This window comes from Methylocystis sp. ATCC 49242 (assembly GCF_000188155.2).
In the GTDB taxonomy this organism is placed as follows: domain Bacteria; phylum Pseudomonadota; class Alphaproteobacteria; order Rhizobiales; family Beijerinckiaceae; genus Methylocystis.
Window position 1 is genome coordinate 3,457,178 of sequence record NZ_KE124774.1, and the last position, 23,473, is coordinate 3,480,650.

Consider the following 23,473-nt stretch of genomic DNA (forward strand, 5'->3'; position numbering starts at 1 on the left):
GCGACGCTCGCGCCCGATCCGGAATCGGGCCCGCGGCGCAATGACGGCGGATCCATGAGGGTCCGAACGACGCCCGTCTTCGCGCGTCCCTCCCGCAAACAACCGGGTTCTGTCCCCAGCGTCCAAATGACGCCGACGCCTTTGCCGAAGCGGGCTTCTTGAAAGAGGCGCGAAGGGGTTAGATTTGGTTGGGAGACAGGAAGCGACCATTCTCGCCGCAAGGGGACGCTTGCGCCGGCGGATCATGACGATGTCAGACGTTAAATACCCTTCCCTCGACCAGATCAGGGCCGGCGCCCATGTGGTCGTGCGCGAGCTGCGGGCCGATCGGGAGCTCAACGGGCGATTCATGCTGCTGGGGCTCGCGGTCGGCACGGCGGCGGAGGTTCTGCAAAACCCTTTCCGGGGGCCGATGCTTATACGCGCGCGCAACACTCTCCTCGCTATCGGCCGCGATGAAGCCCGCCAGATTATCGTGGAGGTCTCCCAGTGAGCGCAAGCGACCCCAATCGCGCGATGACGATCGCGCTCGCCGGTCAGCCGAACGTCGGGAAATCGACGATCTTCAACATGCTGACCGGTCTCAGCCAGCATGTCGGCAATTGGCCCGGCAAGACCGTGGAGCGCAAGGAAGGCGTGTTCATGCATGGCGGGCGGGAGATCCGTATCCTCGATCTCCCCGGCGCCTATGGCCTCACCGCAAGTTCGGAGGAGGAGAGAATTGCGAGAGACTTTATCATAAGGGAGCAGCCGGACGTCGTGATCATGGTGGCGAACGCCGCGGCGATCGAGCGCAATCTTTATCTTCTCGCCGAATTGCTCGCGCTGCCCGCGCCGGTCGTGCTCGGGCTGAACATGATCGACGTCGCGGCGGATGAGGGCGTTCATATCGAGCCGGCGATGCTGGAGGCCGCTCTCGGCGTGCCCGTCGCGCCGATCGTCGCCACCCGTAATGAGGGCGTGGCCGAAGTCGTCGAAGCGGCGATCCGTCTGGCGGACGATCCTCGCTCGTTCCATCCCGTGCGTCCGCAGATCGGCGCCGGCCACAAGCGCGCGCTCGCCGATTTGCGCGCGTTGATAGGCGATCACGCGCCGCGCCCCTATCAGGCGGAATGGGTCGCCACCAAGTTGCTCGAAGGCGATCGCGAAATAAGCGCGCTGGCGCAAGGCTGGCTCCCGGAGAAAAGCTGGGAAAAGGTCATGACGCTTCTGGCGCAGCATGAGGACGCCGTCCTCGACGTAGCCGGCGGCCGCTACGAATGGGTCGGCCGCATGGTCTCGGCGGCGGTGGAGCGGCCCCGGCTCGAGGCTGTCAACGTCACCGAACGGATCGACCGGATCGCGCTGCATCCGCTGTTCGGCATGGCGATGCTCATCTGCGTGCTGGGCCTGACTTTCTGGCTGACTTTCGCGATCGCCTGGCCGCTTCAGCGGATGCTCGAAACCGGCGTCATCGCGCCGTTGCGGGAATGGGCCGGAACGGCGCTCACAGGCGCGCCAGCGGCGTTTTCACATTTTCTGACGGACGGCGTGCTGGGCGGCGTCGGTCTCGTGATGACCTTCGTTCCGCTGCTTCTCGTCTTCTACGCGATTTTCGGCCTGCTCGAAGACACGGGCTATCTCGCGCGCGTCGCCTATCTCACGGACCGCTTCATGCATCTCATCGGTCTGCACGGCAAAAGCTTCCTGCCTTTTTGCCTCGGCTTCGGCTGCAACGTGCCGGCGATCATGGGCGCGCGCGTGATCGAGTCGGCGAGCGGACGCCTGCTCACCATCCTTCTGGCGCCGCTCGTGCCGTGCAGCGCGCGTTTCGCGGTCCTCGCCTTTCTCGCCCCCGTGTTCTTCGGCCAATATGCGGTCTGGGTCTCCTGGGGGCTCGTCATGCTGAACATCGCCGTTCTGGCTGTCGTGGGCGCCGTCCTCAATCACACGCTCTTTCGGGGCGAGCGCGTGGCGTTCATCATGGAGCTGCCGCTGTATCATCGGCCCAATATGCGCTCCATCGGGCTGTTCATGTGGAATCATACATGGTCGTTCCTGCGCCGGGCGAGCACGATGATTCTCGCCGTGGCGACCGCGGTGTGGACGCTCGGCTATTTTCCCACCGGCGATATCGAGCAAAGCTATCTGGCGCAGCTTGGACGCGTGATCGAGCCGCTCGGGGGTCTTCTGGGCTTCGATTGGCGCCTTACGGTCGCCCTTCTGACGAGCTTCGTCGCCAAGGAGAACGCCATTTCGACTCTCGGCATCCTCTACAAGGCCGAAGGCGGCTCGCTCGCCGACGCGCTTTCGACCTCGGTGACGATGGCGTCGGGCCTTTCGTTTCTCGTCACCACAATGCTCTTCATTCCCTGCGCTGCGACGGTCGCCGCGATGAAGCAGGAGACGCGCAGCTGGGCGTGGACGCTTTTCAGCGTCGCGCTGCTCTTCGTCATAGCGGTCCTCGGCGGCGCGCTCGCCTATCACTCGGCGAGCTGGTTCACAAAGGCGGCGTAGACATGCTCGACAATGTCCTTCGTCTTGCGGCGGACAAGGGCGCGTTGACGATCGACGCGCTCGCGCGCGAGATGGCGGTAAGCCCGGCCGTGGCGGAGCAGCTTTTCGAGGAGCTCGTGCGCCTGGGCTATCTGGCGGCGGTCGCGTCGCAATGCGCGGCTCCCTGCGGGCATTGCCCGGTGAAGGAGAGATGCCGTTTCATTCGCCAACCCCGTCTTTGGGTGATCACCGAAAAGGGCGACCGCGCGTTCCGTCGCCTGTCCGGCCGCGACGGCGGCGCCTGCCAAGGCCAGGAGGTGTGATCCCCTGATCGCTCTTTCGCCCGCGCGCCGCATGGCGTAAGGGCGAGGCAGTCTCCCCCGGTTCCCGTGAGCACATGATTCGCCTCGAAAACATCAGCAAACAGAACGGCCACCAGATCCTCTACATCGAGGCTTCCGCGACGCTCCTGAAAGGCGAGAAGGTCGGCCTCGTCGGGCCCAACGGCGCCGGCAAGACGACGCTCTTCCGGATGATCACGGGGCAGGACCAGCCGGACGAGGGGCAGGTCGCCGTCGATCGCGGCGTCACCATCGGCTACTTCAATCAGGACGTGGGCGAGATGTCGGGCCGCAGCGCGGTCTCCGAGGCAATGGACGGCGCCGGCCCGGTGAGCGCCGTGGCGGCCGAGCTGAGGGAGCTGGAGCAGGCCATGGTCGATCCCGACCGGGCGGACGAAATGGACGAGATCATCGAACGCTATGGCGAGGTCCAGGCGCGCTTCGAGGAACTGGACGGCTACGCGCTGGAGGGACGGGCGCGCGAAGTGCTGGCGGGCCTGAACTTCACGCAGGAGATGATGGACGGCGACGTGGGCGCGCTGTCAGGGGGCTGGAAGATGCGCGTAGCGCTCGCGCGCATCCTCCTCATGCGCCCCGACGCCATGCTGCTCGACGAGCCGAGTAACCATCTGGACCTCGAAAGCCTCATCTGGCTGGAGGGGTTCCTCAAGGGTTACGAGGGCGCGTTGCTGATGACCTCGCACGACCGCGAGTTCATGAATCGCATCGTCACGAAGATCGTGGAGATCGACGCCGGCGCGTTGACGACCTATTCGGGCGACTACGAGTTTTATGAGCAGCAACGCGCGCAGAGCGAGAAGCAGGCGCAGGCCCAGTACGAGCGTCAGCAGGCGATGCTCGCCAAGGAGATCAAGTTCATCGAGCGCTTCAAGGCGCGCGCCTCGCACGCCGCGCAGGTGCAAAGCCGTGTGAAGAAGCTGGAGAAGATCGAAAAGGTGGAGCCCCCCAGGCGCCGCCAGACGATCTTGTTCGAGTTCCCGCCGGCGCCGCGGTCCGGCGAGGACGTGGCGACGCTGAAGAACGTGAGCAAGCGCTATGGCTCCCGCAGCATCTATGAGAGGCTCGACTTCCAGGTTCGCCGCAAGGAACGCTGGTGCGTCATGGGAGTCAATGGCGCCGGCAAGTCCACGCTGCTGAAGCTGGTGGCCGGCGCCACTGCGCCGGACGACGGCGCGGTCGATCTCGGCGCCAGCGTGAAGATGGGCTATTTCGCGCAACACGCCATGGACCTGCTCGACGGAGAGCGGACGGTTTTCGAGTCGCTGGAGGATTCTTTCCCGCAGGCGGGGCAGGGCTCGCTGCGCACGCTGGCCGGCTGTTTCGGTTTTTCCGGCGACGACGTCGAGAAGAAATGCCGTGTGCTCTCGGGCGGCGAGAAGGCGCGGCTCGTGATGGCGAAAATGCTCTACGACCCGCCGAACTTCCTCGTGCTGGACGAGCCCACGAACCATCTGGATCTCGCGACGAAGGAAATGCTCATCACCGCGCTGTCGAATTACGAGGGCGCAATGCTTTTCGTTTCGCACGACCGGCATTTCCTGGCTGCGCTGTCCAATCGTGTGCTGGAGCTGACGCCCGAGGGCGTTCATCAGTATGGCGGCGGCTATACGGAATATGTGGCGCGCACGGGCCACGAGGCTCCCGGCCTGCATGGCTGTATGAAGCGGACAGGCGCCTGACCGCTTCACGCAATCGTCGGCGCCCCCAGCGACAAAGAGAGCGCGCGGCGATCGCAATGCAGTGCGAGATCTCGGACGGGCGCCCGCTCATCCCTGTGACGTGATTTGATGACTTCGCAGGAATAGTTGCGACAAGAGCATCTGTTTGTCGTCGCCTTCTCAGGCTGGCGAAAGATACGCGCGCCGCTACTGTAAATCGTTAGTGCGATGACATCACGCGAATTTGCAGCCGATGTCCAGCGGAACAAGCTGCGGAATCGCAAGAAAATACATAAAAAATGTAAAATGCGCACATTCTAATGTAATGTAATTATCTTTCAATGGCAACGCTTGCACTGGCGAGCGCATTAAATATGAATAACTACATCTACACATTCAGGGGCGGGCTAAATGCGATATCGTGCGATAACGCTGCGGATGGCGGCTGCGGCGTTCGGGTTCTTCGCCTGCACGGCCTACGCCGCGACAGAGACAACAACCTTCAACGTCCAGATCGTCATACAGAGCGCCTGCACATTATCGGCGACGACTCTGGACTTTGGCTCGTCCGGCGTTCTCTCGGCCAATGTCGACTCGACGAACACCATCACCGTCACCTGCAACAACGGTCTTCCCTGGAGCATCAGCCTGAATGAAGGCACGGGCTCCGGCGCGACGCTGGCTGTGCGCAAGATGACGGGACCGGCGTCGGCCACCGTCGATTATACGATCTACAGGGACCCGTCCCGCACGGAGGTCTGGGGCGATGGCGTTTCCTCGACCTTCACCGTGAGCGGAACCGGGACCGGCACGGGGCAGGCTCAGACAGGCTATGGCCGCGTTCCTTCGCAATCGACGCCCGCCGCCGGCACATACACCGACACCATCACGGCTACGGTCACATTTTAGGGAGGGCGGGCTTGCGTTCGCGCTTGTTGATCGCCGTCGCCGCAGCTTTGCTGGGCCAAGCCGCCGCACAGGCCGCGTCGCTCCGGGCCGCTCCGGCGAGGCTTGATCTCATCGCTCCCGACGCCGCCGCGACGCTCAGTCTGCGCAATGAGGACTCCAGGCCCCTCAATGTCCAGATCCGCGTCTTCCGGTGGTCGCAGGAGGGAGGGGAAGAGATTCTCGAACCGACGGGCGACGTCGTCGCCAGTCCGCCGTTGACGACGCTTCCGCCGGGCGCCGATTATCTGGTTCGCGTCGTTCGTGTGACGAGATCTCAGGTCGAAGGGGAGGAGAGCTATCGATTACTCGTGGACGAACTGCCGGACGACTCGCGACGCGTTCCCGGCGCCGTCACCGTCGTCGTTCGCTATTCGATCCCGATATTCATCACGAGTCGCGACGCCGAGCCGCCGCAGGTCGTGTGGACCGCGGAGCCGTCCAAGGCCGGAATCGAGCTGAGCGCGAAAAACAATGGCTCCCGTCATTTGCGCGTCTCCGATCTGAAACTGTCGGACGGCGGCAAGACCGTCGCCGTCCGAAACGGACTGGTGGGCTATGTGCTGCCGGGCGCCGTCATGCGCTGGTCGATTCCGCGCATGAAGGGCGGCGCTATCTTACGCCGTCCGCTCACGCTCTCCGCCAAAGGCGATTCGGGAGCGATCAATGCGACGGTCGCGGTTTCTTCCGGCCGCTAGCTGGCTCCTGCTCGTGGGCGTGTCCGTCGTCACTCCCTGCGCGGCGCGCGCTCAACAAGTCCCTGATGCGAGCGGCTTGTCGAATGGAGTCGCGATCACGGCCCGCGAACTTCAGCTCGAAGTTTTCATCGACGGGGCTCCCATTGGCCTCATCGGCGCCTTCAGGCAGCTCACCGACGGCTCTCTCGCGGCGACGCGGGAAGAAACGCGGGCGATCGGTCTCGAGCCAAGACGCGAAGCCATCGGGACCGACAAGCTCGTCCACATCGATCGCCTCGCGGGCGTGCAATATCGAATCGACGAGGCGTCGCAGCGGATTTTCTTTACCGTCGCGGAAACCGCGCGCGCGCCGCGCGTCATCGACCTCAGTCCGAGGCGGACCGCGGAAAATCCGATTCCGCTGACGAGCTTCGGCGGCGTGCTCAATTACACGCTCTTTGCAAATTCCGACGGAACATTCTTTCGCTATCCGCTGAATCTGCGCGGCGTATCGGGGAATTTCGACGCGCGCGTCTTCAGCCCCTATGGAACATTGAGTCAGTCCTTCCTCGCGAATTCCGCGGTTCGCCAGCTCGGCTTCGTGCGCCTCGACACGCGATGGACCTATTCCGACCCGGAAAGGCTGATAACCTATCGCGTCGGCGACACTATTTCCGGCGGTCTTGCCTGGACTCGGCCCGTGCGCATGTCCGGCGTTCAGGTCCAGCGCAATTTTGCGCTTCGGCCGGATCTCGTCACCTTGCCGCTTCCGGTTCTGTCCGGCAGCGCGGCCGTGCCCTCCACCATCGACGTCTATGCGCAGAACGTGAAGACATATTCCGGCGCGGTGCCGTCCGGGCCGTTCGAGATCACGCATATGCCGGTTGCTAGCGGCGCAGGCACGGCGCAAGTCGTGCTGCATGATTCTCTCGGGCGTGAGACGGTCGCCACTTTGCCGTTCTATGTGTCGAGCAAGCAGCTTGCGGAAGGGCTCTATGATTTTTCCATGGAAGCCGGTTTCGCGCGACGCTTCAGTGGAATCGAATCCAATAATTATGATCGCCGGCCGATCGGATCCGCCAGCGCCCGCTACGGTCTCACGAACTGGCTTACGCTCGAGGGGCATGGGGAGGGCGGCGGCGGCGGATTGATCAACGCCGGGGCGGGCGCGGCCTTCACGCTCGGCTCCTGGGGCGCCGCCTCCCTGGCTTTGGCTGGCAGTCGTTTCGGAGGATTGACCGGCGGGCTTTTCAACGCGAGCTTCGAGACCAATATCCGCGGCGTCTCGATTTATGCGCGCAGCCAGCGCACATTCGGCAATTATCTCGATATTGCCGCGGTCACCGCCAATTGCACCTTCCTGACCGGAAATGTCTGCGCGGTTCCCCAATGGGGAACGCCGGCATTTCCGCCTTCCATTCTCGGCGGTTTCGCGGTGACGAATATTCTGCCGCCCAGAGCCATCGACCAGTTCGGCCTCGGAGTCCCGATCCCTTTCGATTCCTCGAGCTTGAGCGTCAATTTCACGCAATTGCAGAATGCGCTGGGGAACCGGACGCGCGTTCTGGGGTTCTCCTACAGCCGGCCGATCATCTTTGGCGGCTCGGCGTTTCTGTCCGCCTTCAAGGATCTCGCAAATGAACGCAATTTCGGCTTTTTTGCCGGACTGTCGTTCCCCTTCGGCAATGACATTACCCTGTCCACCGGCGCCGAGCGCGCGCCCGACGGCGTGAGATTCATTACGAGCGCGGTGAAGGCGGAAAAACGCGAGGAGGGCAGTTACGGCTGGCGCCTGCGCAATGGCGAAGGCTATCGCACGGACAGATTTGCTGGCGCCAGCTACCGCGCGTCATTTGCGCGCGTCGAAGCGAATGTTCAGCAATACGCCAATCAAACGCGCGCGACCGGCCAGGCCGAGGGCTCCATTGCAGTCGCAGGCGGCGGCGTTTTCTTCGGAAACCGGATCGACGACGCTTTCGCCGTCGTCGACGCGGGCGCGCCCGATGTCGAGGTGCAATATGAGAATCGTCCCATCGGGCGAACGAACCGCCAGGGCAAGCTGCTGGTGCCTTATCTGAATTCCTATCAGAAAAACAAGCTGTCGATCGATCCGAAAAGTGTGCCGGTCGACGCGGATGTGACGACGACGAATGAAATTGTCGTCCCTGCCGACCGCAATGGCGTCGTCGTAAAATTCGGCGTGTCGCAAACGCCGAAGGCGGCGCTCGTCGCATTCGTGGACAGCGCGGGCAAGCCATTGCGCGTCGGCGTCAGGGGAAGGCTGGAGAGCGATGGCCAGCCCTTCGTCATCGGCTACGACGGGCAGGCCTATATTCGCAATCTGTCCGATCAGAACGCCGTGCGCATCGACGTTTCCGAAGAAGGCTCTTGCGTTGCGGAATTCGAATATGCCCCGCGCGCGGGGGAGCAGACGGTCATAAGGGGCGTCATATGTCGATGATGCGACGTTCGCGATATTTGTGCGGGTGGATATTCGCCTTCCTGGCGTCGCTCATCGCCACGAACGCCCTTGCGCAGCACGCCTGCAGCTGGAGCGTGGATAATGTGGCCTTTGGCGTGGCCGATGTCCTCGGAGGCGGCGCCGTCGACGTCACATCGACGGTGAACATCGATTGCAGCGGTGGGCTTGCAAGTCTCGTTGTTCGCGCTTGCCCGAATATCGGGGCCGGCTCCGGCGGAGCCACGTCGTCGACGCGACACATGAGCAATGGCTCGAATCTGCTCAATTACCAGCTGTATCAGGACGCCGCCCGCACAACGGTCTGGGGCTCCAGTTTGTGGGGTTTCGCCGACCCGCCGCCGACTCTGACGGTTCCACTCGGACTATTGGGCAGCGGCTCGCTGACGACGACGCTATACGCGAGACTTCCGGGCGGGCAGTCGACGGCGCCGGCGCTCTCCTATCTTTCGTCCTTTTCGGGCGTCAACGCGCGGCTCAACTGGACCTTTTGCCTTCTCGTCATTTGTCCTGCGTGCAGCAGCTCAATGGAGGGCTCCAGCGATACGACCTTCACCGTCAGCGCGACAGTCGCGTCCAATTGTCTCGTCTCCGCCACGACTCTCGATTTCGGGTCGACTGGCGTGCTGAACGCCAATGTCGACTCTACGAACACGATCTCCGTCACCTGCACGAACGGCACGCCCTGGAACGCCAGCCTCAGCGCGGGAAGCGGCGTCGGCGGAACTGTCGCGCTGCGCAAGATGACCGGGCCCGGCGGAGCGACGATCGATTACACCATCTATCGCAATGCCGGTCGCACGGAGGTCTGGGGGGATGGAACTTCCGGCACTTTCACGCTGAGCGGGACGGGCACGGGGCTCGCGCAGGCGCAAACGGGCTATGGCCGCGTGCCGGCGCAATCGACGCCTGCGGCAGCGACTTATACGGACACGGTGGTTGTGACGATTACTTACTGAACGGCCTGATCCGGAAGGCGTCATTGAAAGCGGGAGCCAAAGGCGCAGATAGAGAAGGCGCCCGGGCCGGGATGGCTTGCAAGATGGCTTGGCGGGAGGGCGCGTCGGGCGTAATTCGAAGCGGATAGGGAAAAATCGGGCGCCGGGGCGGCGCGAAAAAGTGGCGGTGAGACATGATCGCCGAAGACCATGAGGAGCGAGCGCCGCAGGGCCGCCCGTCCGGAGGGGATCCTCCGCGCCAATTCCAGACGCCGCCTCACCGCAAGATCATTCATGTCGACATGGACGCGTTCTTCGCCTCCGTCGAGCAGCGCGATAATCCCGATCTGCGCGGAAAGGCCGTCGCTGTCGGCGGGTCGAGCGAGCGTGGCGTCGTGGCCGCCGCAAGCTATGAGGCGCGGAAATTCGGCGTGCATTCGGCGATGCCGTCCGTGACGGCGCGACGCAAATGTCCCGATCTCATCTTCGTGAAGCCGCGGTTCGACGTCTACAAGGCGGTGTCGACGCAGATCCGCGAGATCTTCGCGGAATATACCGCGATCATCGAACCTCTGTCGCTCGACGAGGCCTATCTCGACGTCACCACAAATCTCAAGGGAATCGAAACGGCGACGGAAATTGCGCAGGAGATCAGGGCGGCGATCCGATCGAAAATCGGCCTGACAGCCTCGGCCGGCGTATCCTACAACAAATTCCTCGCAAAACTCGCCTCCGACCATCGCAAGCCCGACGGTATGTTCGTCATCACGCCGAGGATGGGTCCGGCCTTTGTCGAGGGCATGGCTGTCGAAAAATTCCACGGCGTGGGGCCTGCGACAAAAGCGAAAATGAACCGGCTCGGCATTCACACCGGACGCGATCTTCGATCACAGGCGCTTCCATTCCTCATCGAGAATTTCGGAAAAGCGGGCGGCCACTTTTACTGGATCTCGCGCGGGGTCGACCACAGACCCGTGCGCGCCGATCGAATACGCAAGTCAGTTGGAGCAGAGCAGACATTCGCTCTGGACATGACTGATCTGGCGGCGATGCGTGAAGCGCTGGAGCCTGTCATCGACAAGGTATGGCGCCATTGCGAAACGACCGGCGTGCGTGGGCGAACCGTGACCCTGAAGGTGAAATTCTCCGATTTCGATCTCATCACCCGCAGTCGGACCTTGCCGCACGCCATCGACACGCGCGCAGAACTTGCGCGGAATGTGTTTGAAACCCTCACCGGAGCGTTTCCGTTCAGGAAGCCGGTTCGCCTGCTCGGCGTATCGATCTCCTCGCTCGGCGCGGCTCAGGCTGGCGATCAAGATCAGTTGACGCTCGGGCTTTGAATTGGAGCGCGGTTCGGGCGAAACCGGCGCATTGCTCACCGACCTAGTCGGCCATTTTTGTGTGTCTGGGGAATTGGTTCAAATCCGGCGCCGAGTAGTGGAATGTCGCGTAACGGATGACGAGCACGGCAAGAGCGAGAATCAGGGTGCCTCCTGCGAGGATCAACACGCCGAAGTCCGGCACGCTGTCCGTTTGCACATAGACGATGAGATGACGGGTGAGCGCGGTGATGCCGACGTAGAGCAGAAATCGCACCGGCATGTGGTTGGTTCTGAAATATATGCCGACCATGGAGCCGATTTCGAGATAGATGAACAGGAGCAGCAGGTCTTCGATCGACGCATGCCCCTTTTCGGACATTGCGATGAAAGCCTTTACCGCCGACCAGACGGTCGCTCCTCCAATCGCAAAGAGGCCAAGAAAGTGAAACGCCTCGGAAAGGAAGTGGCCGACCGGGTCAACAAGAGCGCGCATGCGTCTTGCGCTTTCTTCTTCGATAATGGTCTTGTCGCCCATGCGAGGCCCCGTTTCGTTCGTTGACCGGAATAAAAGGCCCCGCGCCGCCGGGCAGGTCAATCGAAATCTGCTTTATCGTCTTGGCGAAGCGGGCGATCGAATGCAGCCATGATGAGACGAATTATCGTCATGCTTTACCCGAAATCATTGAGCGACAAGGATCAGGCGATGATTCAGAGGCCCCGTTTCGCCGGCCCTCCTTCGACCCGCGCGAGCGAGCCGAACTCCTCGACCAAATTGGCGAGGTTCGGGCCGGTGATGGACTGACCGAACTTGGTCTTGATCCGCAACCCGTCGGCGAACTTCCCGGCTTGGTAGAGGTCGCAGGCTCCCGTGCCCCGGCGCATGTATCCGGTTCCATTCTGAACCTCAATTCGACGCAGCCAGAGCTGCTTCGTGCGATTTTCGAGCTGATGGAGGATGACCTTTTCGGCGTGGAAGGACTGCTGATGATTGGCTGTGGAGGTCGCCAAGGGGCGATTCCGCCTCCCGGTCAGGCGATATGACTGTATTGCCGCCTGAACGAGAACGTCGCGCCGAGGACAAATTCGTAAGTCTTTGAAATTTAAAGGCAAAAAATGGTGCTGCAAGAGAGGATTGAACTCTCGACCTCTCCCTTACCAAGGGAGTGCTCTACCACTGAGCTACTGCAGCATTGGTTCCTGCGCCACCACTCGCCGTGGTCGCCGCGAAACGAGGGCCTTGTGCCACAGCGCGACGCGAGTCGCAAGCGGGAGGTGCGGCGAGTTTTGCGTGGCCGTTTGGCGAAATATGAAGGTCAATTCGGCTCGCGGCAAATTTCAGGCGAAATGTGGACAGGTTGTATTGCAAAAATATACAACCAAAGGTAGTGTCTATCCAAGCGTTGCGCGAGACGTCGCGGCGCCTTCGTGAAATTTTTAGTGAATCGGCGAAGCGTTCGCAGACCGAGAGCGCTTCCGAATCTCCGATCACCACGAAAGGCGTCAGCATCGCGCAGAACGCTCGAGATGGAGGCTGGCTTGACCGACAGATATATCTCCGACGAGCTCTGGACGGCCCTTGCGCCGGTATTGCCCGGAAAAGAGGGCGATCCCGGGTGCACGGGGCGCGACAATCGTCTGTTCCTGGAAGCGGTGTTCTGGATCGCAAAGACCGGATCGCCCTGGCGCAATCTGCCGGGTGAGTTCGGCAAGTGGTATACAACCTATACGCGATTCAACCGCTGGGCGAAAAAAGGCGTCTGGCCGAACGTTATCGCCGCCATGGAGGAGCAGGGAGTCACCGACTTCTCGTTCGATCACAGTGGCTTGCACTGGACGCCCTTCCGCGGCGCGCCGGCGCGGGATCAGGTTATGGAGGCGAGCGGCGACCACGCCGCGGCGGCCTGAATTGCCGATTTACGCCCCGCGCGTCTCACGCGGGGCGTTTTTTCATGATTGCGTCTGAACCTGCGCCTGAGCATTGGTCGGCGCGACCCGCACCCTGACTTCCATGGTTTCGCCAGCGCCGCCGATCCGCGCCCCGCGGATGGGGGCGGCGCCGAGATAATCCAGCGCGGCGGCGAGACGCACATGACGCTCACCCGGCGATACGCCATGCGCCGGATCGAACCCGACCCAGCCGAGACCCTCGACATGGGCCTCCGCCCATGCGTGACCCGCCACCTGATCGTCGCTGTCGCTCCGCAAGTAATAGCCGCTCACATATCGCGCCGGCGCGCCGATCGCGCGCGCGCAGGCGATAAAGAGATGGGCGAAATCCTGGCAGACGCCCTTCTTGTGTGCGAAGGCCTCTACCGCGGTCGTCGCAGCATGGGACGCATCGGTGTCGAAGCTCATCGTCTCGTAAAGCGCGCCGAGCAGCGCGTGCAGTCGGCCGAGCGCTCCATTCTCGCCCGCTGTTGTCGCGCGAGCGAAATCGACAATCGCGCGGCTCGACGCGGTGAGCGGCGTCTGGCGGAAATACAGCGCGGTCGGGAAGCGCTCGACCGCGCCTGACGCGACGCCGGCGGTGTCGAAGGTAGTGACCTCGCCTTCGACCATCGTCGAGATCGATTCGAGCGGCCCGTCGGCCGTGAAGCGGTTCACGATATTGCCGAAGGCGTCTTCCGACTGGCTCAGGCGGCAGTCGCGATCGACGTCGATGCGCCAATGCGCGACATGCTGGCCATCGTAGTTGCGCGGCGTCAGCCGCAGCGACTGGATCGCCGATCGCGCCGGTTCGCTGTAGCGGTAGATCGTCTCGTGGCGGATGCGAATGCGCATGTTTTCCCGTCAGAACAGATATTGTTCGGAGATCAGCGTCCCAAGCTGATTGTTCTCGCCGATGAAGCCCTGCACGAATTCATGCAGGCCGCCCTGAAAGACGCTCTCCATCGTCAGATTTTCCAGCTTGCCATAGACGCTGCGCGCCTGCCGCTGGGCCGCGCCCTGACGCCCATGCGCGCGGGCGAGATAATCGAGATTGCGCACGATGCTCTCGTAGCAGGAAATGAGCGAACGCGGCATCTCGGGGCGCAGGATGAGCAGGTCGGCGACGAGCCACGGTTTCATGCTGGTGCGATAGACCCAGTGATAGGCGGTGTGCGCCGAGACCGCGCGAAGGATCGCGGCCCATTGGAAATAGTCGAGCGAGCCGCCGACGACCTCCTTCTCCGGCAGCAGCACGTGGTATTTAACGTCGAGCAGGCGCGCGGTGTTGTCGGCGCGCTCGACGAAGAGACCGACGCGCGAGAACCAGTAGGCGTCATTGCGCAGCATCGTGCGATAGGCGCCGCCGTCATATGTGAGGGACGTCTGTTTCACGAATTCGAGAAAGCGCGCCAATTCGTCGGCGGAATGGGCGCCGCGGCGCGCTTCGAGCGCTTTCATTTCGAGATAGGCGCCGTTGATCGCCTCCCACATCTCGACCGTGAGCGCGGTGCGCACGGCGCGCGCGTTGGCGCGGGCGTATTCGATGCAGTTGCGGATCGACCCCGGATTGTCGGGCGCGAAGGTGAGGAACTCCACCACATTCGCTTCGTCGAGCGGACGCCCGGAATCCTCGAACGCCTCAGATGCGCCCGACGAGAGAAGCACGCTTTCCCATTCCGATTCGGCGCCGCCGTAGGTCTTGGGCAGCGAGGCGAGACGACGCGACGCTTCTATCGCGCGCGCGAGAAAGTCGGCGCGCTCCATGTAGCGGGCGAGCCAATAGAGGTTGTCGGCGGTGCGTGAAAGCATGTGACGTTCCGGTTGCGCGCGCTCGCGCCTGAATTTGTCTGCGGCCTTTGCGAGGGGAACGACGGGATCGGGAACGGCGAAAGCCTCTTCCGGATGCGCGATTCCGTGATGTTCCTCGAACGATTGGAAGCTATCGAGCATCAGGCCTGCCCCATGAGCGCGTCATCGATGATCCAGGTGTCCTTGGTGCCGCCGCCCTGACTCGAATTCACGACCAGCGACTTCTCTGTCATGGCGACGCGGGTGAGTCCGCCCGGAACGACGCGCACGCCATTCGCGCCCTGAAGCACGAAGGGCCGCAGGTCGACATGGCGCGGCGCGACGCCCTGCGCGACGGAGACGGGGCAGGTGGAAAGGGCGAGGGTTGGCTGGGCGATGAAATTGTCGGGATGGGCTTTGAGCTTGGCGCGGAATTCCTCGATCTGGGCCCTGGTCGCATGGGGGCCGACGAGCATCCCGTAGCCGCCCGAGCCATTGACCTCCTTGACCACCAGCTCGTCGAGATTGTCGAGCACATAGGACAGCGCCTCCGGCTCGCGACAGCGATGGGTGGGGACGTTTTGCAGGAGCGGCTCCTCGCCGAGATAGAAACGGATGATGTCGGGCATGTAGGTGTATGTCGCCTTGTCGTCGGCGACGCCTGTTCCGACTGCATTGGCGAGCGTCACATTGCCTGCATGATAGGCGCCCATGAGTCCCGCGACGCCGAGCGCCGAATCCGGCCGGAACGCCAGCGGATCTAGGAAATCGTCGTCGATACGGCGATAGATGACGTCGACGCGGCGCGGGCCTTCCGTCGTGCGCATGTAGACCACGTCGTCCTTCACGAAGAGATCGCGGCCTTCGACCAATTCCACGCCGAGCTTGTCGGCGAGAAACGAGTGCTCGTAAAAGGCGGAATTATATTGGCCCGGCGTCATCAGCGCGATAGTCGGATCGCTCGACGCGCGCGGCGGCGCGACGGAGCGCAGCGTCGCGAGCAGTTCGTCGGGATAATCCTCGATCGGCGCGACGCGATGCATCGCGAAAAGCTCGGGAAAGAGCCGCATCATCACTTCGCGGTTCTCGAGCATGTAGGAGACGCCCGACGGCGTGCGCGCGTTGTCCTCCAGCACATAGAAACCATGGTCGTCCGTGCGCACGATATCGACGCCGGCGATGTGGACATAGATGTCGTGCGGAACGCGGCGGCCCGCCATTTCCGGGCAATAGCCGGGATTGCGATAGACGAGATCGGCGGGAATGATCCCGGCCTTCAGCGCCTCGCCGCCGTTATAGAGATCCTTGAGAAACATGTTCAGCGCGGTGACGCGCTGCACGAGGCCGCGCTCCAGCGCCGCCCATTCGCTGCGCGCGATGATGCGCGGCAGAATGTCGAAGGGAATGAGCCGTTCGGTGGCGTCCTGAGCGCCATAGACGGCGAAGGTGATGCCGATGCGCCGGAACAGCAACTCTGCCTGCTCACGCCGCGAGGCGAGAAGGTCGGGGGTCGTGCCCGCCAGCCATTGCGAAAGCTTTTCGTATGGCGCGCGCGTCGCCCCGTTCACGCCGCCCATTTCATCGAATTGCGTCACACGCAGATCCACTGTCGGCGCTCCTCGTATTTTCGGGCCGAGCCTGTATTCACAGGGGTTCCGGCCTTTGAGACTGCGGTCGGGAAGAGCTTCGCAAGAACTGCGCCAGAAGTTCGAAAAAATTGTCATATTGTCTCTGTAGGACTCTGCCGGGCTGGCGTAACCTGCGCTTGCCGACATATGATTCATCGGGTTTTCGGTTTTGCCGACGCGTCGCGAATATGTGAGAGAGGCGCGAGATGGCGCGCGCCTGCGACATGCGCTTTCGAGCCCCGCCAGTTCCCGGCGAATGGGCGCAACCGGGTTTGCCTTGCTTTCGCTTCTCGCCGCGCCGGCGGCCCGCGCGGAAGCGCCGCCGCCGGTGTTCAACTGGGTCGGCATGTATCTCGGAGCGAGTCTCGGCGCTGCCTTTCCGCTTCACGGCGGCGAGCGGTTGCAGGCGGGGAGCGGCTTCGGCTCGCCCGTTTACGATCTCTACCCCGCAGGCGCGACACGGCCGGGCGTCACGGTTGGCGCGCAAGTCGGCTACAACTGGCAGGACGGGCCCTGGGTCTGGGGCTTCGAGACGGATTTGAGCCTGCTCGACGGCCGCCGCGGCCCGAACGGACTATTCGCGTCTTCGGACGCCTATGCGCCGGGACTACCCGTTTACACATTGCATCCCGGTTCGAGCGCAAATTATTTCGCCAGCATTCGCGGCCGCGTCGGCTTCGCCTACGACCGCGCGCTCCTCTATCTGACCGGCGGCGTAGCGGCGGGCGGCGCGCGCGGACCTGAAACGCTTACGCTCGGCGCCGACGGCCCCGATGCGATTTTCGAGGCGCCCTGGTCGCAATCCTCGCGGATGAAATATGTTTTCGGCGCCGGTTTCGAATACGCCTTCGCAGATAATTGGTCGGCGCGCGCGGAATATCTTTTTCTGAACCAGTCGCTGAACACGCAGACTTTCGACAATGGCGCGGGCTATCTCTACGCCTCGCGCATCCGAAATGAAAACCAGATCCTGCGCTTCGGGCTGAATTATCATTTCGGCGCCAAGAACGAGATCGTCGCTCCGTTGCAATACGGCGGAATAAACGGCCACGGCGGAAATGGCGCGAGTGGCGAGAGCGGCGAAAACGCGCCGGAGTTTTATAGCGTGCACGCCCAGACCACCAATGTCGTGCAGGGCTATCCGCGATTTCGCGCGGCCTATGACGGACCCAACAGCTTTCCTTCCGGCGGAAAGGCGAATTTCGGATCGACGACGAACATCTTCCTTGGCCTGCGCCTGTGGGAAGGCGGCGCGGTCTATCTCAACCCCGAGATCGATCAGGGCTACGGACTCGCCAATTCGGTTGGAGCCGCCTCTTACGTCAACGGCGCGGTCGCCAAGGTCGGCGCCAGCGCGCCCTACATGCGCTTTCAGCGTTATTTCCTGCGCCAGATCATCGGGCTCGGCGGCGGCGACCGCGGGCATGATCCAGACCAGGGCTCGCGCAGTGAAGTGCTCGAATCGACGCAGAACCAGATCTCCGGCAAGGTCGATCGCGACCGCATCATCATCACGCTGGGCAAATTCGCCGTGGGAGACGTCTTCGACGACAACGTCTACGCGCACGATCCGACGACAGGCTTCATGAATTTCGCCTTCAACACCATGGGCGCCTTCGATTACGCGGCCGACTCATGGGGCTACACGCATGGCCTGGCCGTGGAATGGAAACAGAACTGGTGGACGGCGCGCGGCGGCGTGTTTCAGCTCTCGACCGTGCCGAACGGGCTCGAGATCGAGCCAGAATTATTCCGTCAATATATGGCCGTCGCAGAGTTCGAGGGCCGCTACGACCTTTTCGGCCAGCCGGGAGCAATCAAGTTTCTCGGCTATGGCGACAATGGCAATCTGAGCAAGATGGACGATGTGGTGCGCTACGCCTATCTGACAGGCGAGTTCCCGCCGCGCGTCGACTCCTTCCGCAAGCGCGCCGTCAAGATGGGCGGGGGAATCAATGTAAAGCAACAGCTGGCGCCGAATCTCGGGTTCTTCCTGCGCGCGAGCATGGCGGACGGTCGCTATGAGACAGTGGATTACACTGACGTCGACCGGTCCGTGTCGTTCGGACTTGTCGGCGGCGGCGCCTTGTGGGGGCGCGATCACGACGAGATCGGCGTTGCGGCCGCCTTCAGCGGACTTCATGGCTCACGCGTGCGCTATTTCGCGCTTGGCGGAACGAGCGTCTATATCGGCGACGGCGCGCTCTCCTATGATGGCGAGAAGAATCTGGAGGCCTATTACAAGGTCGGCTTCGGCAGGAATTTCGACGCCACTTTAGATTATCAGCTGCTCGTCGATCCCGGGCACAACAGCGCGCGCGGGCCGATCAATGTCTTCGGCCTGCGGCTGCGCGGCGCGTTCTGACGTGATCAGAAATAGGCCGGCAGCGTCTTCTCGAAGTCGGGAAAATAGCGCGAGATGACGCTGACGTCGAAACGCGGGAGGATCATTTCCTTCGGCTCGCGGTCGAGGAGGAAGCGGAAGGAGGCTTCGATCATCGCCTCCGCATTCGCTTCGCCGGCGAGGCGGGCAAGGTCATCTTGCGAAAGCGTTACGCGATGGCGTGTTTCGCCATTCGCTTCCCGAACCGTCACGTCGAAGGACATCGGATCGCCCCCGCTCACGCGCAAGACGCTTATCGTCGCGCTCACAGAAGCGCCTCGATGTCTCTCTCGATCGCCTGCGGCGTATCGGTCGGCGCATATCGCTTCACGACAGCGCCATTGCGATCAACGAGAAATTTCGTGAAATTCCATTTGATGGCCTCGGAGCCGAGCAGTCCCGGCGCCGCATGTTTCAACAGGCGATAAAGCGGATGCGCCTTTTCGCCATTCACGTCGATCTTGGCGAACATCGGAAAGGTCACGTCGTAATTCGTCGAGCAAAAGGCGGCAATCTCGCTTTCCGAACCCGGCTCCTGCGCGCCGAACTGGTTGCAGGGAAAGCCGAGAATGACAAACCCCCTGTCCGCGAATTTGCGATAGAGCGCCTCGAGCCCCTTGTATTGGGGGGTGAAGCCGCAGCGGCTCGCGACATTGACGACGAGGAGCGCCTTGCCCGCGTAATCGCGCAAGGATCTGGTTGCGCCGTCGATCGTCGTGGCCTCGATATCATAGAGCGTCGTCATGCGCGCCTCCTTTTACAATAGGCTCGCATAAATTTCTCTCTCACGCCACCAGGCTGTCGGAGGGCTTGGCCTCGGATTCAGCGCCTTCGTCGAGGCCATATTCCTTCATCTTGCGATAAAGCGTCGAACGGCCGATGCCGAGCCGTCGCGCAATCTCCGACATCTGGCCACGATAATGCGTCAGCGCGAAACGGATCGTCTCCGCCTCCAGATCCTGGAGCTTGCGCATCTCGCCATTGGCGCCGAGCATGGAAATGACGTTGGGATCGCGGATTTCGACATGCACGATCTCGCGCTGACGCGGCGCGTCGGCCGCGGGCGCGAGCGCCGGCGCGGGCGGCACACGCACGTCATATCCGTCGACATGGGCGGCGATCTGCGGAAATTCGGCGACCGTCAGTTCATCGCCGTCCGCGAGCACCACGGCGCGAAACACGGCGTTTTCAAGCTGCCGCACATTGCCGGGCCAGTCATAGGTCGTCAGCAGCGACAGCGCTTCGGCCGTGACCCCGCGAATGTTGCGGCCCTCTTCGGCCGCGAAACGCGCCGCGAAACGCCGCGCGAGATCGGCGATGTCCTGACGGCGCGCGCGCAGCGGCGGAATGCTGATCGGAAAGACGTTGAGACGGTAGAACAGGTCCTCGCGAAACTGCCCGCGCTTCACGAGTTCGATGAGATTCTGGTTCGTCGCGGAGATCAGGCGGATATCGACGCGCACCGGCCGCCTCGCGCCGACGGGGTCGATCTCGCCCTCCTGCAGCGCGCGCAAGAGCTTCACCTGAATGTCGAGGGGCAGTTCGCCGATTTCATCGAGGAAAAGCGTGCCGCCATTGGCTTCGAGAAACTTGCCCGAATGCTTTTCGGTCGCGCCGGTGAAGGCGCCTTTCTCGTGGCCGAAGAGTATCGACTCCACCAGATTGGCGGGGAGCGCCCCACAGTTCACAGTAACGAAGGGCTTGCCCCTGCGATCGGAGCCGCCCTGAATGGCGCGGGCGACCAGCTCCTTGCCGACGCCGGATTCGCCCTCGATCAGCACGGGTATGGACGAATGCGCGGCGCGTTCGCCGAGACGAATCACGCGCGCCATGTCATCGCTGCGCGAGACGAGATCCCGGAAGGTGAGCGCGCCCGAGGCGCGGCGGCTGATGCGGCGGATTTCGCCGGCGAGCGCGTCCGCCGACAGGGCGTTCTTGATGGAGATCTGCAGCCGCTCGGCGCCGACCGGCTTCACGACAAAGTCGTGCGCGCCCGCGCGCATCGCCGAAATCACGGCCTCGATCGAGCCATGCGCGGTCTGCACGATGACGGGCGTCGCGATCTTCGTGTCGCGCATGCGCGTGAGCACGCCCATGCCGTCGAGATCGGGCATCACGAGATCGAGAATGAGCAGCGCGATCGGCGGCGCGCCGGGCTGCGTCAGCCGCGCAAGGGCCTGTTCGCCGCCCTCCACGGTCTCGGCTTCGTAACCGAATCGCCGCACCATGGCCTCGAGCAGGCGGCGTTGCACCGGATCGTCGTCAGCAATGAGAATTATGGAAGTCATCACGCCCCTTTGTCCCGCCCCGCAGCCTGCGGCCGCACCCTCGTCGCATCTGCGCCGGGACTGTTTGTCGGCGCGCCCATCGTTGCGAAACAGGGTAAAGGGCGGGTTAATCCGGCGCGGGGGAAGGCGCAACGGCGCGTTGTAAATATGCGCGAAAAATCGAAAATTCGAATTCGCGCCCCCAATTCCCGGCGATTGTCGACGTCGCGGATCGGGTTGATCGCGCTTGGGCTTTGCCCATATGTTTGACCATTCGCCTCGCGGCGTCCGCAACTCGAAACGGTTTTCGCCATGCTCTTCACAACGCGCTCCACCCGCGCCACGGCCGAGGCCGCGGCGGGTGCTTCCGAATCGCTGCCCGAATGGAACCTCGCCGACCTTTATCCGGGAACCGATTCGCCGCAGTTGAAGAGCGATCTGGCCAGAGCGGCGACGGAGGTTGCGCAATTCGGCAAGGACTATCGCGGCCGCCTCGCTGAGATGGCGACGGGCGCGGACGCGAGCGTCGCGCTCGGAAAGGCGCTCGCACGCTACGAGGCGCTGCAGGATCTGCTCGGGCGCCTCATGTCATTCGCCGGGCTGCTTTACAGCGGCGACACCACCGACCCGGCGCGCGCGAAATTCTACGGCGACGTACAGGAAAAGGTGACCAACGCCTCGGCGCAGCTCCTCTTTTTCCAGCTCGAACTCAATCGCCTCGACGACGAGACGCTGATGGCGGCGGCCGGCAAGGAGCCGCTCCTGCGCTGGAGGCCCTGGCTCGAGGACATTCGCAAGGAGAAGCCCTACGAACTCGAGGACAAGCTCGAGGAGCTTTTCCACGAGAAATACATCTCGGGCGCCGCGGCGTGGAACCGCCTTTTCGACGAGACCATCGCCTCGCTGCGCTTCAAGGTCGGCGGCGAAGAGCTCGCGATCGAGCCTGTACTGAATCTGATGCAGGACCCCAACGAGGCGAAGCGCAAGGAGGCGGCGCTGGCGATCGGCGCGACGCTGAAGGCCAATCAGCGCGTCTTCTCGCTCATCACCAACACCCTCGCCAAGGACAAGGAAATCTCGGACCGCTGGCGCGGCTTCGAGGACGTCGCCGATTCGCGCCATCTCTCCAACCGCGTCGAGCGTGAGGTGGTGGAGGCGCTGGCCAAGGCGGTGGAGGACGCGCATCCGCGCCTCTCGCACCGCTATTACAGGCTCAAGGCCAAATGGTTCGGCAAGGACGCGCTCGACTACTGGGACCGCAGCGCGCCGCTGCCGGCGACGCCGAGCAAGCTCTACACCTGGCCGGAGGCGCGCGCGATCGTGCTCGGCGCATATAAAGGCTTTGCGCCGCGCATGGCGCAGATCGCCGGGGACTTCTTCGACAAGAAATGGATCGACGCGCCGGTGCGGCCGGGCAAGGCGCCGGGCGCCTTTTCACATCCGACCGTTCCTTCGGCGCATCCCTATGTGCTGCTCAATTTCCAGGGCAAGACGCGCGACGTCATGACGCTCGCGCATGAGCTCGGCCATGGCGTGCATCAGGTGCTCGCCGCGCGTCAGGGGGCGCTGATGGCGCCGACGCCGCTGACGCTCGCCGAGACGGCCTCGGTCTTCGGCGAGATGCTGACCTTCCGCGCGCTGCTCGCGCAGGCGACCGACAAGAACCAGCGCCGCGCGCTGCTCGCCTCCAAGGTCGAGGACATGATCAACACGGTGGTGCGACAGATGGCCTTTTACGCCTTCGAGCGAAAGGTTCACACCGAGCGGCGCAACGGCGAACTCACCGCCGACCAGATCTGCGACCTGTGGATGAGCGTGCAGGCGGAGAGTCTCGGGCCGTCCATCCGGCTCGGGCCGGGATATGAATGCTTCTGGGCCTATATCCCGCACTTCATCCATTCGCCCTTCTATGTCTACGCCTACGCTTTCGGCGATTGTCTCGTCAATTCGCTCTATGGCGTCTACCAGAAGGCGCACGAAGGTTTTGCGGAACGCTATTTCGCGCTGCTCGAGGCCGGCGGCGCGAAGCCCTACAACGAGCTGCTGAAGCCCTTCGGGCTGGATGCGCGCGATCCGGCGTTCTGGAACATCGGTCTTGAAATGATCGAGGGGCTGATCGCGGAGCTGGAGGCGATGGAGGAGGCCTGACGGATCTGCTCCCGAAAATTAGAACGCCGGCCAGAGGCCGGCGTTTCGATGCTCGGTTTGCGAAGCGCTTACTGGACGCCCGCGCGGATCAGGAACTTCTCGCTGCCGCAAACGACTTCGCCGTTGTAGACCTTGCCGTTTTCATTCGGCTTGCCGGTCCAGACGCAGTCCTTCTTGCCGTCGGTGCGGTCGGTGAGGTTGAGCGTCATGACGCCGCCTTCGACCTTGCCGTCGAGCTTGTAGGTGACGACCGAGCCGTTATCGAGCTGCATGTCGGCCTTGCCGCTCACCTTGTCGCCTTCGGTGTTGAGCGTCCAGGTGCCGTTGGCGCGCTTGATGCCCGACGAGGCGATCTCGGTGACGCTATAGCCGGCGGCGAAAGCTGAGGCGCTGAAAGCGACGACGGCGACGGCCGTGGTCAAAGTGAGCTTGATCATTCGTTTCACTCCCATAATTTTCGGCTGAAAGGCG

The 23,473-nt window shown here is 62.9% G+C and carries 22 protein-coding genes and 1 tRNA gene; 12 read left to right on the forward strand and 11 right to left on the reverse strand.

The features are described from left to right. Nucleotides 1-250 precede the first annotated feature (250 nt). From MET49242_RS19045 to dinB, 9 genes are all read left to right on the forward strand, one after another. Entirely contained in the window at nucleotides 251-493 is a 243-nt protein-coding gene (locus MET49242_RS19045; protein ID WP_158497333.1) for a FeoA family protein, read from the forward strand. Further along, nucleotides 490-2,496 carry a ferrous iron transport protein B gene (gene feoB, locus MET49242_RS19050; protein WP_051134323.1) on the forward strand — a complete coding sequence of 669 codons (2,007 nt, stop codon included), beginning with the start codon at nucleotides 490-492 and terminating at the stop codon, nucleotides 2,494-2,496. The genes MET49242_RS19045 and feoB overlap by 4 nt, the downstream gene beginning before the upstream one ends. Before the next feature lie 2 nt (nucleotides 2,497-2,498). Next, a complete protein-coding gene (locus MET49242_RS19055; RefSeq protein ID WP_036285355.1) occupies nucleotides 2,499-2,798 on the forward strand; it encodes a hypothetical protein in 300 nt (99 codons plus the stop codon). Nucleotides 2,799-2,872: 74 nt separating this feature from the next. Further along, the gene (locus tag MET49242_RS19060; protein WP_036285358.1) at nucleotides 2,873-4,516 is read left to right on the forward strand and encodes an ABC-F family ATP-binding cassette domain-containing protein; all 1,644 of its coding nucleotides are present in this window, start codon (nucleotides 2,873-2,875) and stop codon (nucleotides 4,514-4,516) included. Between the two features lie 390 nt (nucleotides 4,517-4,906). After that, the gene (locus tag MET49242_RS19065; protein ID WP_036285360.1) at nucleotides 4,907-5,404 is read left to right on the forward strand and encodes a spore coat U domain-containing protein; all 498 of its coding nucleotides are present in this window, start codon (nucleotides 4,907-4,909) and stop codon (nucleotides 5,402-5,404) included. A gap of 11 nt (nucleotides 5,405-5,415) precedes the next feature. Continuing rightward, complete coding sequence (locus MET49242_RS19070) at nucleotides 5,416-6,138, forward strand: molecular chaperone (RefSeq protein ID WP_036285363.1); 723 nt, start codon at nucleotides 5,416-5,418, stop codon at nucleotides 6,136-6,138. Then, on the forward strand, nucleotides 6,107-8,578 hold the full coding sequence (locus MET49242_RS19075) for a fimbria/pilus outer membrane usher protein (protein WP_036285366.1): 2,472 nt from the start codon (nucleotides 6,107-6,109) through the stop codon (nucleotides 8,576-8,578). The genes MET49242_RS19070 and MET49242_RS19075 overlap by 32 nt, the downstream gene beginning before the upstream one ends. Then, the gene (locus tag MET49242_RS19080; protein ID WP_036285369.1) at nucleotides 8,575-9,555 is read left to right on the forward strand and encodes a spore coat protein U domain-containing protein; all 981 of its coding nucleotides are present in this window, start codon (nucleotides 8,575-8,577) and stop codon (nucleotides 9,553-9,555) included. Before MET49242_RS19075 ends, MET49242_RS19080 begins: the two co-directional genes overlap by 4 nt. Before the next feature lie 173 nt (nucleotides 9,556-9,728). Next, the gene (gene dinB, locus MET49242_RS19085; protein ID WP_084679219.1) at nucleotides 9,729-10,877 is read left to right on the forward strand and encodes a DNA polymerase IV; all 1,149 of its coding nucleotides are present in this window, start codon (nucleotides 9,729-9,731) and stop codon (nucleotides 10,875-10,877) included. A gap of 43 nt (nucleotides 10,878-10,920) precedes the next feature. Here dinB and MET49242_RS19090 read toward each other — a convergent pair whose 3' ends face one another. The 4 genes from MET49242_RS19090 to MET49242_RS25245 all read right to left on the reverse strand — a co-directional run bounded on the left by MET49242_RS19090 (nucleotide 10,921) and on the right by MET49242_RS25245 (nucleotide 12,366). Then, nucleotides 10,921-11,394, reverse strand: coding sequence for a phosphate-starvation-inducible protein PsiE (locus MET49242_RS19090; protein WP_036285372.1), 474 nt, complete (start codon nucleotides 11,392-11,394; stop codon nucleotides 10,921-10,923). 173 nt (nucleotides 11,395-11,567) lie between these two features. Then, a complete protein-coding gene (locus MET49242_RS19095; RefSeq protein WP_036285375.1) occupies nucleotides 11,568-11,867 on the reverse strand; it encodes a hypothetical protein in 300 nt (99 codons plus the stop codon). A 106-nt stretch (nucleotides 11,868-11,973) separates the two neighbouring features. Next, nucleotides 11,974-12,048, reverse strand: a tRNA-Thr gene (locus MET49242_RS19100). Further along, nucleotides 12,028-12,366, reverse strand: coding sequence for a hypothetical protein (locus MET49242_RS25245; protein WP_144259699.1), 339 nt, complete (start codon nucleotides 12,364-12,366; stop codon nucleotides 12,028-12,030). The genes MET49242_RS19100 and MET49242_RS25245 overlap by 21 nt, the downstream gene beginning before the upstream one ends. 29 nt (nucleotides 12,367-12,395) lie before the next feature. On the opposite strand from MET49242_RS25245, the gene MET49242_RS19105 reads away from it, so the two are divergent. Beyond that, nucleotides 12,396-12,764 (forward strand): transposase, encoded by a 369-nt coding sequence (locus MET49242_RS19105; RefSeq protein WP_051134550.1) that lies wholly within the window; start codon nucleotides 12,396-12,398, stop codon nucleotides 12,762-12,764. Between the two features lie 42 nt (nucleotides 12,765-12,806). Here MET49242_RS19105 and MET49242_RS19110 read toward each other — a convergent pair whose 3' ends face one another. The 3 genes from MET49242_RS19110 to MET49242_RS19120 all read right to left on the reverse strand — a co-directional run bounded on the left by MET49242_RS19110 (nucleotide 12,807) and on the right by MET49242_RS19120 (nucleotide 16,177). Beyond that, nucleotides 12,807-13,640, reverse strand: a complete 834-nt coding sequence (locus tag MET49242_RS19110) for a transglutaminase family protein (RefSeq protein ID WP_036285381.1) — start codon at nucleotides 13,638-13,640, stop codon at nucleotides 12,807-12,809. 9 nt (nucleotides 13,641-13,649) lie between these two features. After that, nucleotides 13,650-14,597, reverse strand: coding sequence for an alpha-E domain-containing protein (locus MET49242_RS19115; RefSeq protein WP_036288763.1), 948 nt, complete (start codon nucleotides 14,595-14,597; stop codon nucleotides 13,650-13,652). A gap of 140 nt (nucleotides 14,598-14,737) precedes the next feature. Next, complete coding sequence (locus MET49242_RS19120; RefSeq protein WP_036288766.1) at nucleotides 14,738-16,177, reverse strand: circularly permuted type 2 ATP-grasp protein; 1,440 nt, start codon at nucleotides 16,175-16,177, stop codon at nucleotides 14,738-14,740. A 283-nt stretch (nucleotides 16,178-16,460) separates the two neighbouring features. On the opposite strand from MET49242_RS19120, the gene MET49242_RS19125 reads away from it, so the two are divergent. Beyond that, nucleotides 16,461-18,569, forward strand: a complete 2,109-nt coding sequence (locus MET49242_RS19125) for a carbohydrate porin (RefSeq protein ID WP_084679222.1) — start codon at nucleotides 16,461-16,463, stop codon at nucleotides 18,567-18,569. Between the two features lie 5 nt (nucleotides 18,570-18,574). On the opposite strand, the gene MET49242_RS19130 is transcribed toward MET49242_RS19125, so the two are convergent. The 3 genes from MET49242_RS19130 to MET49242_RS19140 are packed head-to-tail and all read right to left on the reverse strand — an operon-like array spanning nucleotide 18,575 to nucleotide 20,875. Then, nucleotides 18,575-18,856 carry a hypothetical protein gene (locus MET49242_RS19130; protein WP_244430851.1) on the reverse strand — a complete coding sequence of 94 codons (282 nt, stop codon included), beginning with the start codon at nucleotides 18,854-18,856 and terminating at the stop codon, nucleotides 18,575-18,577. Continuing rightward, complete coding sequence (locus MET49242_RS19135) at nucleotides 18,853-19,332, reverse strand: glutathione peroxidase (RefSeq protein WP_036285385.1); 480 nt, start codon at nucleotides 19,330-19,332, stop codon at nucleotides 18,853-18,855. Before MET49242_RS19135 ends, MET49242_RS19130 begins: the two co-directional genes overlap by 4 nt. A 40-nt stretch (nucleotides 19,333-19,372) precedes the next feature. After that, on the reverse strand, nucleotides 19,373-20,875 hold the full coding sequence (locus MET49242_RS19140) for a sigma-54 dependent transcriptional regulator (RefSeq protein ID WP_036288773.1): 1,503 nt from the start codon (nucleotides 20,873-20,875) through the stop codon (nucleotides 19,373-19,375). 291 nt (nucleotides 20,876-21,166) lie between these two features. Here MET49242_RS19140 and MET49242_RS19145 point away from each other — a divergent pair, with 291 nt between their 5' ends. Beyond that, nucleotides 21,167-23,002, forward strand: a complete 1,836-nt coding sequence (locus MET49242_RS19145; RefSeq protein WP_036285388.1) for a M3 family oligoendopeptidase — start codon at nucleotides 21,167-21,169, stop codon at nucleotides 23,000-23,002. A gap of 68 nt (nucleotides 23,003-23,070) precedes the next feature. On the opposite strand, the gene MET49242_RS19150 is transcribed toward MET49242_RS19145, so the two are convergent. Beyond that, nucleotides 23,071-23,439, reverse strand: a complete 369-nt coding sequence (locus tag MET49242_RS19150; protein ID WP_036285391.1) for a hypothetical protein — start codon at nucleotides 23,437-23,439, stop codon at nucleotides 23,071-23,073. Nucleotides 23,440-23,473: the final 34 nt, after the last annotated feature.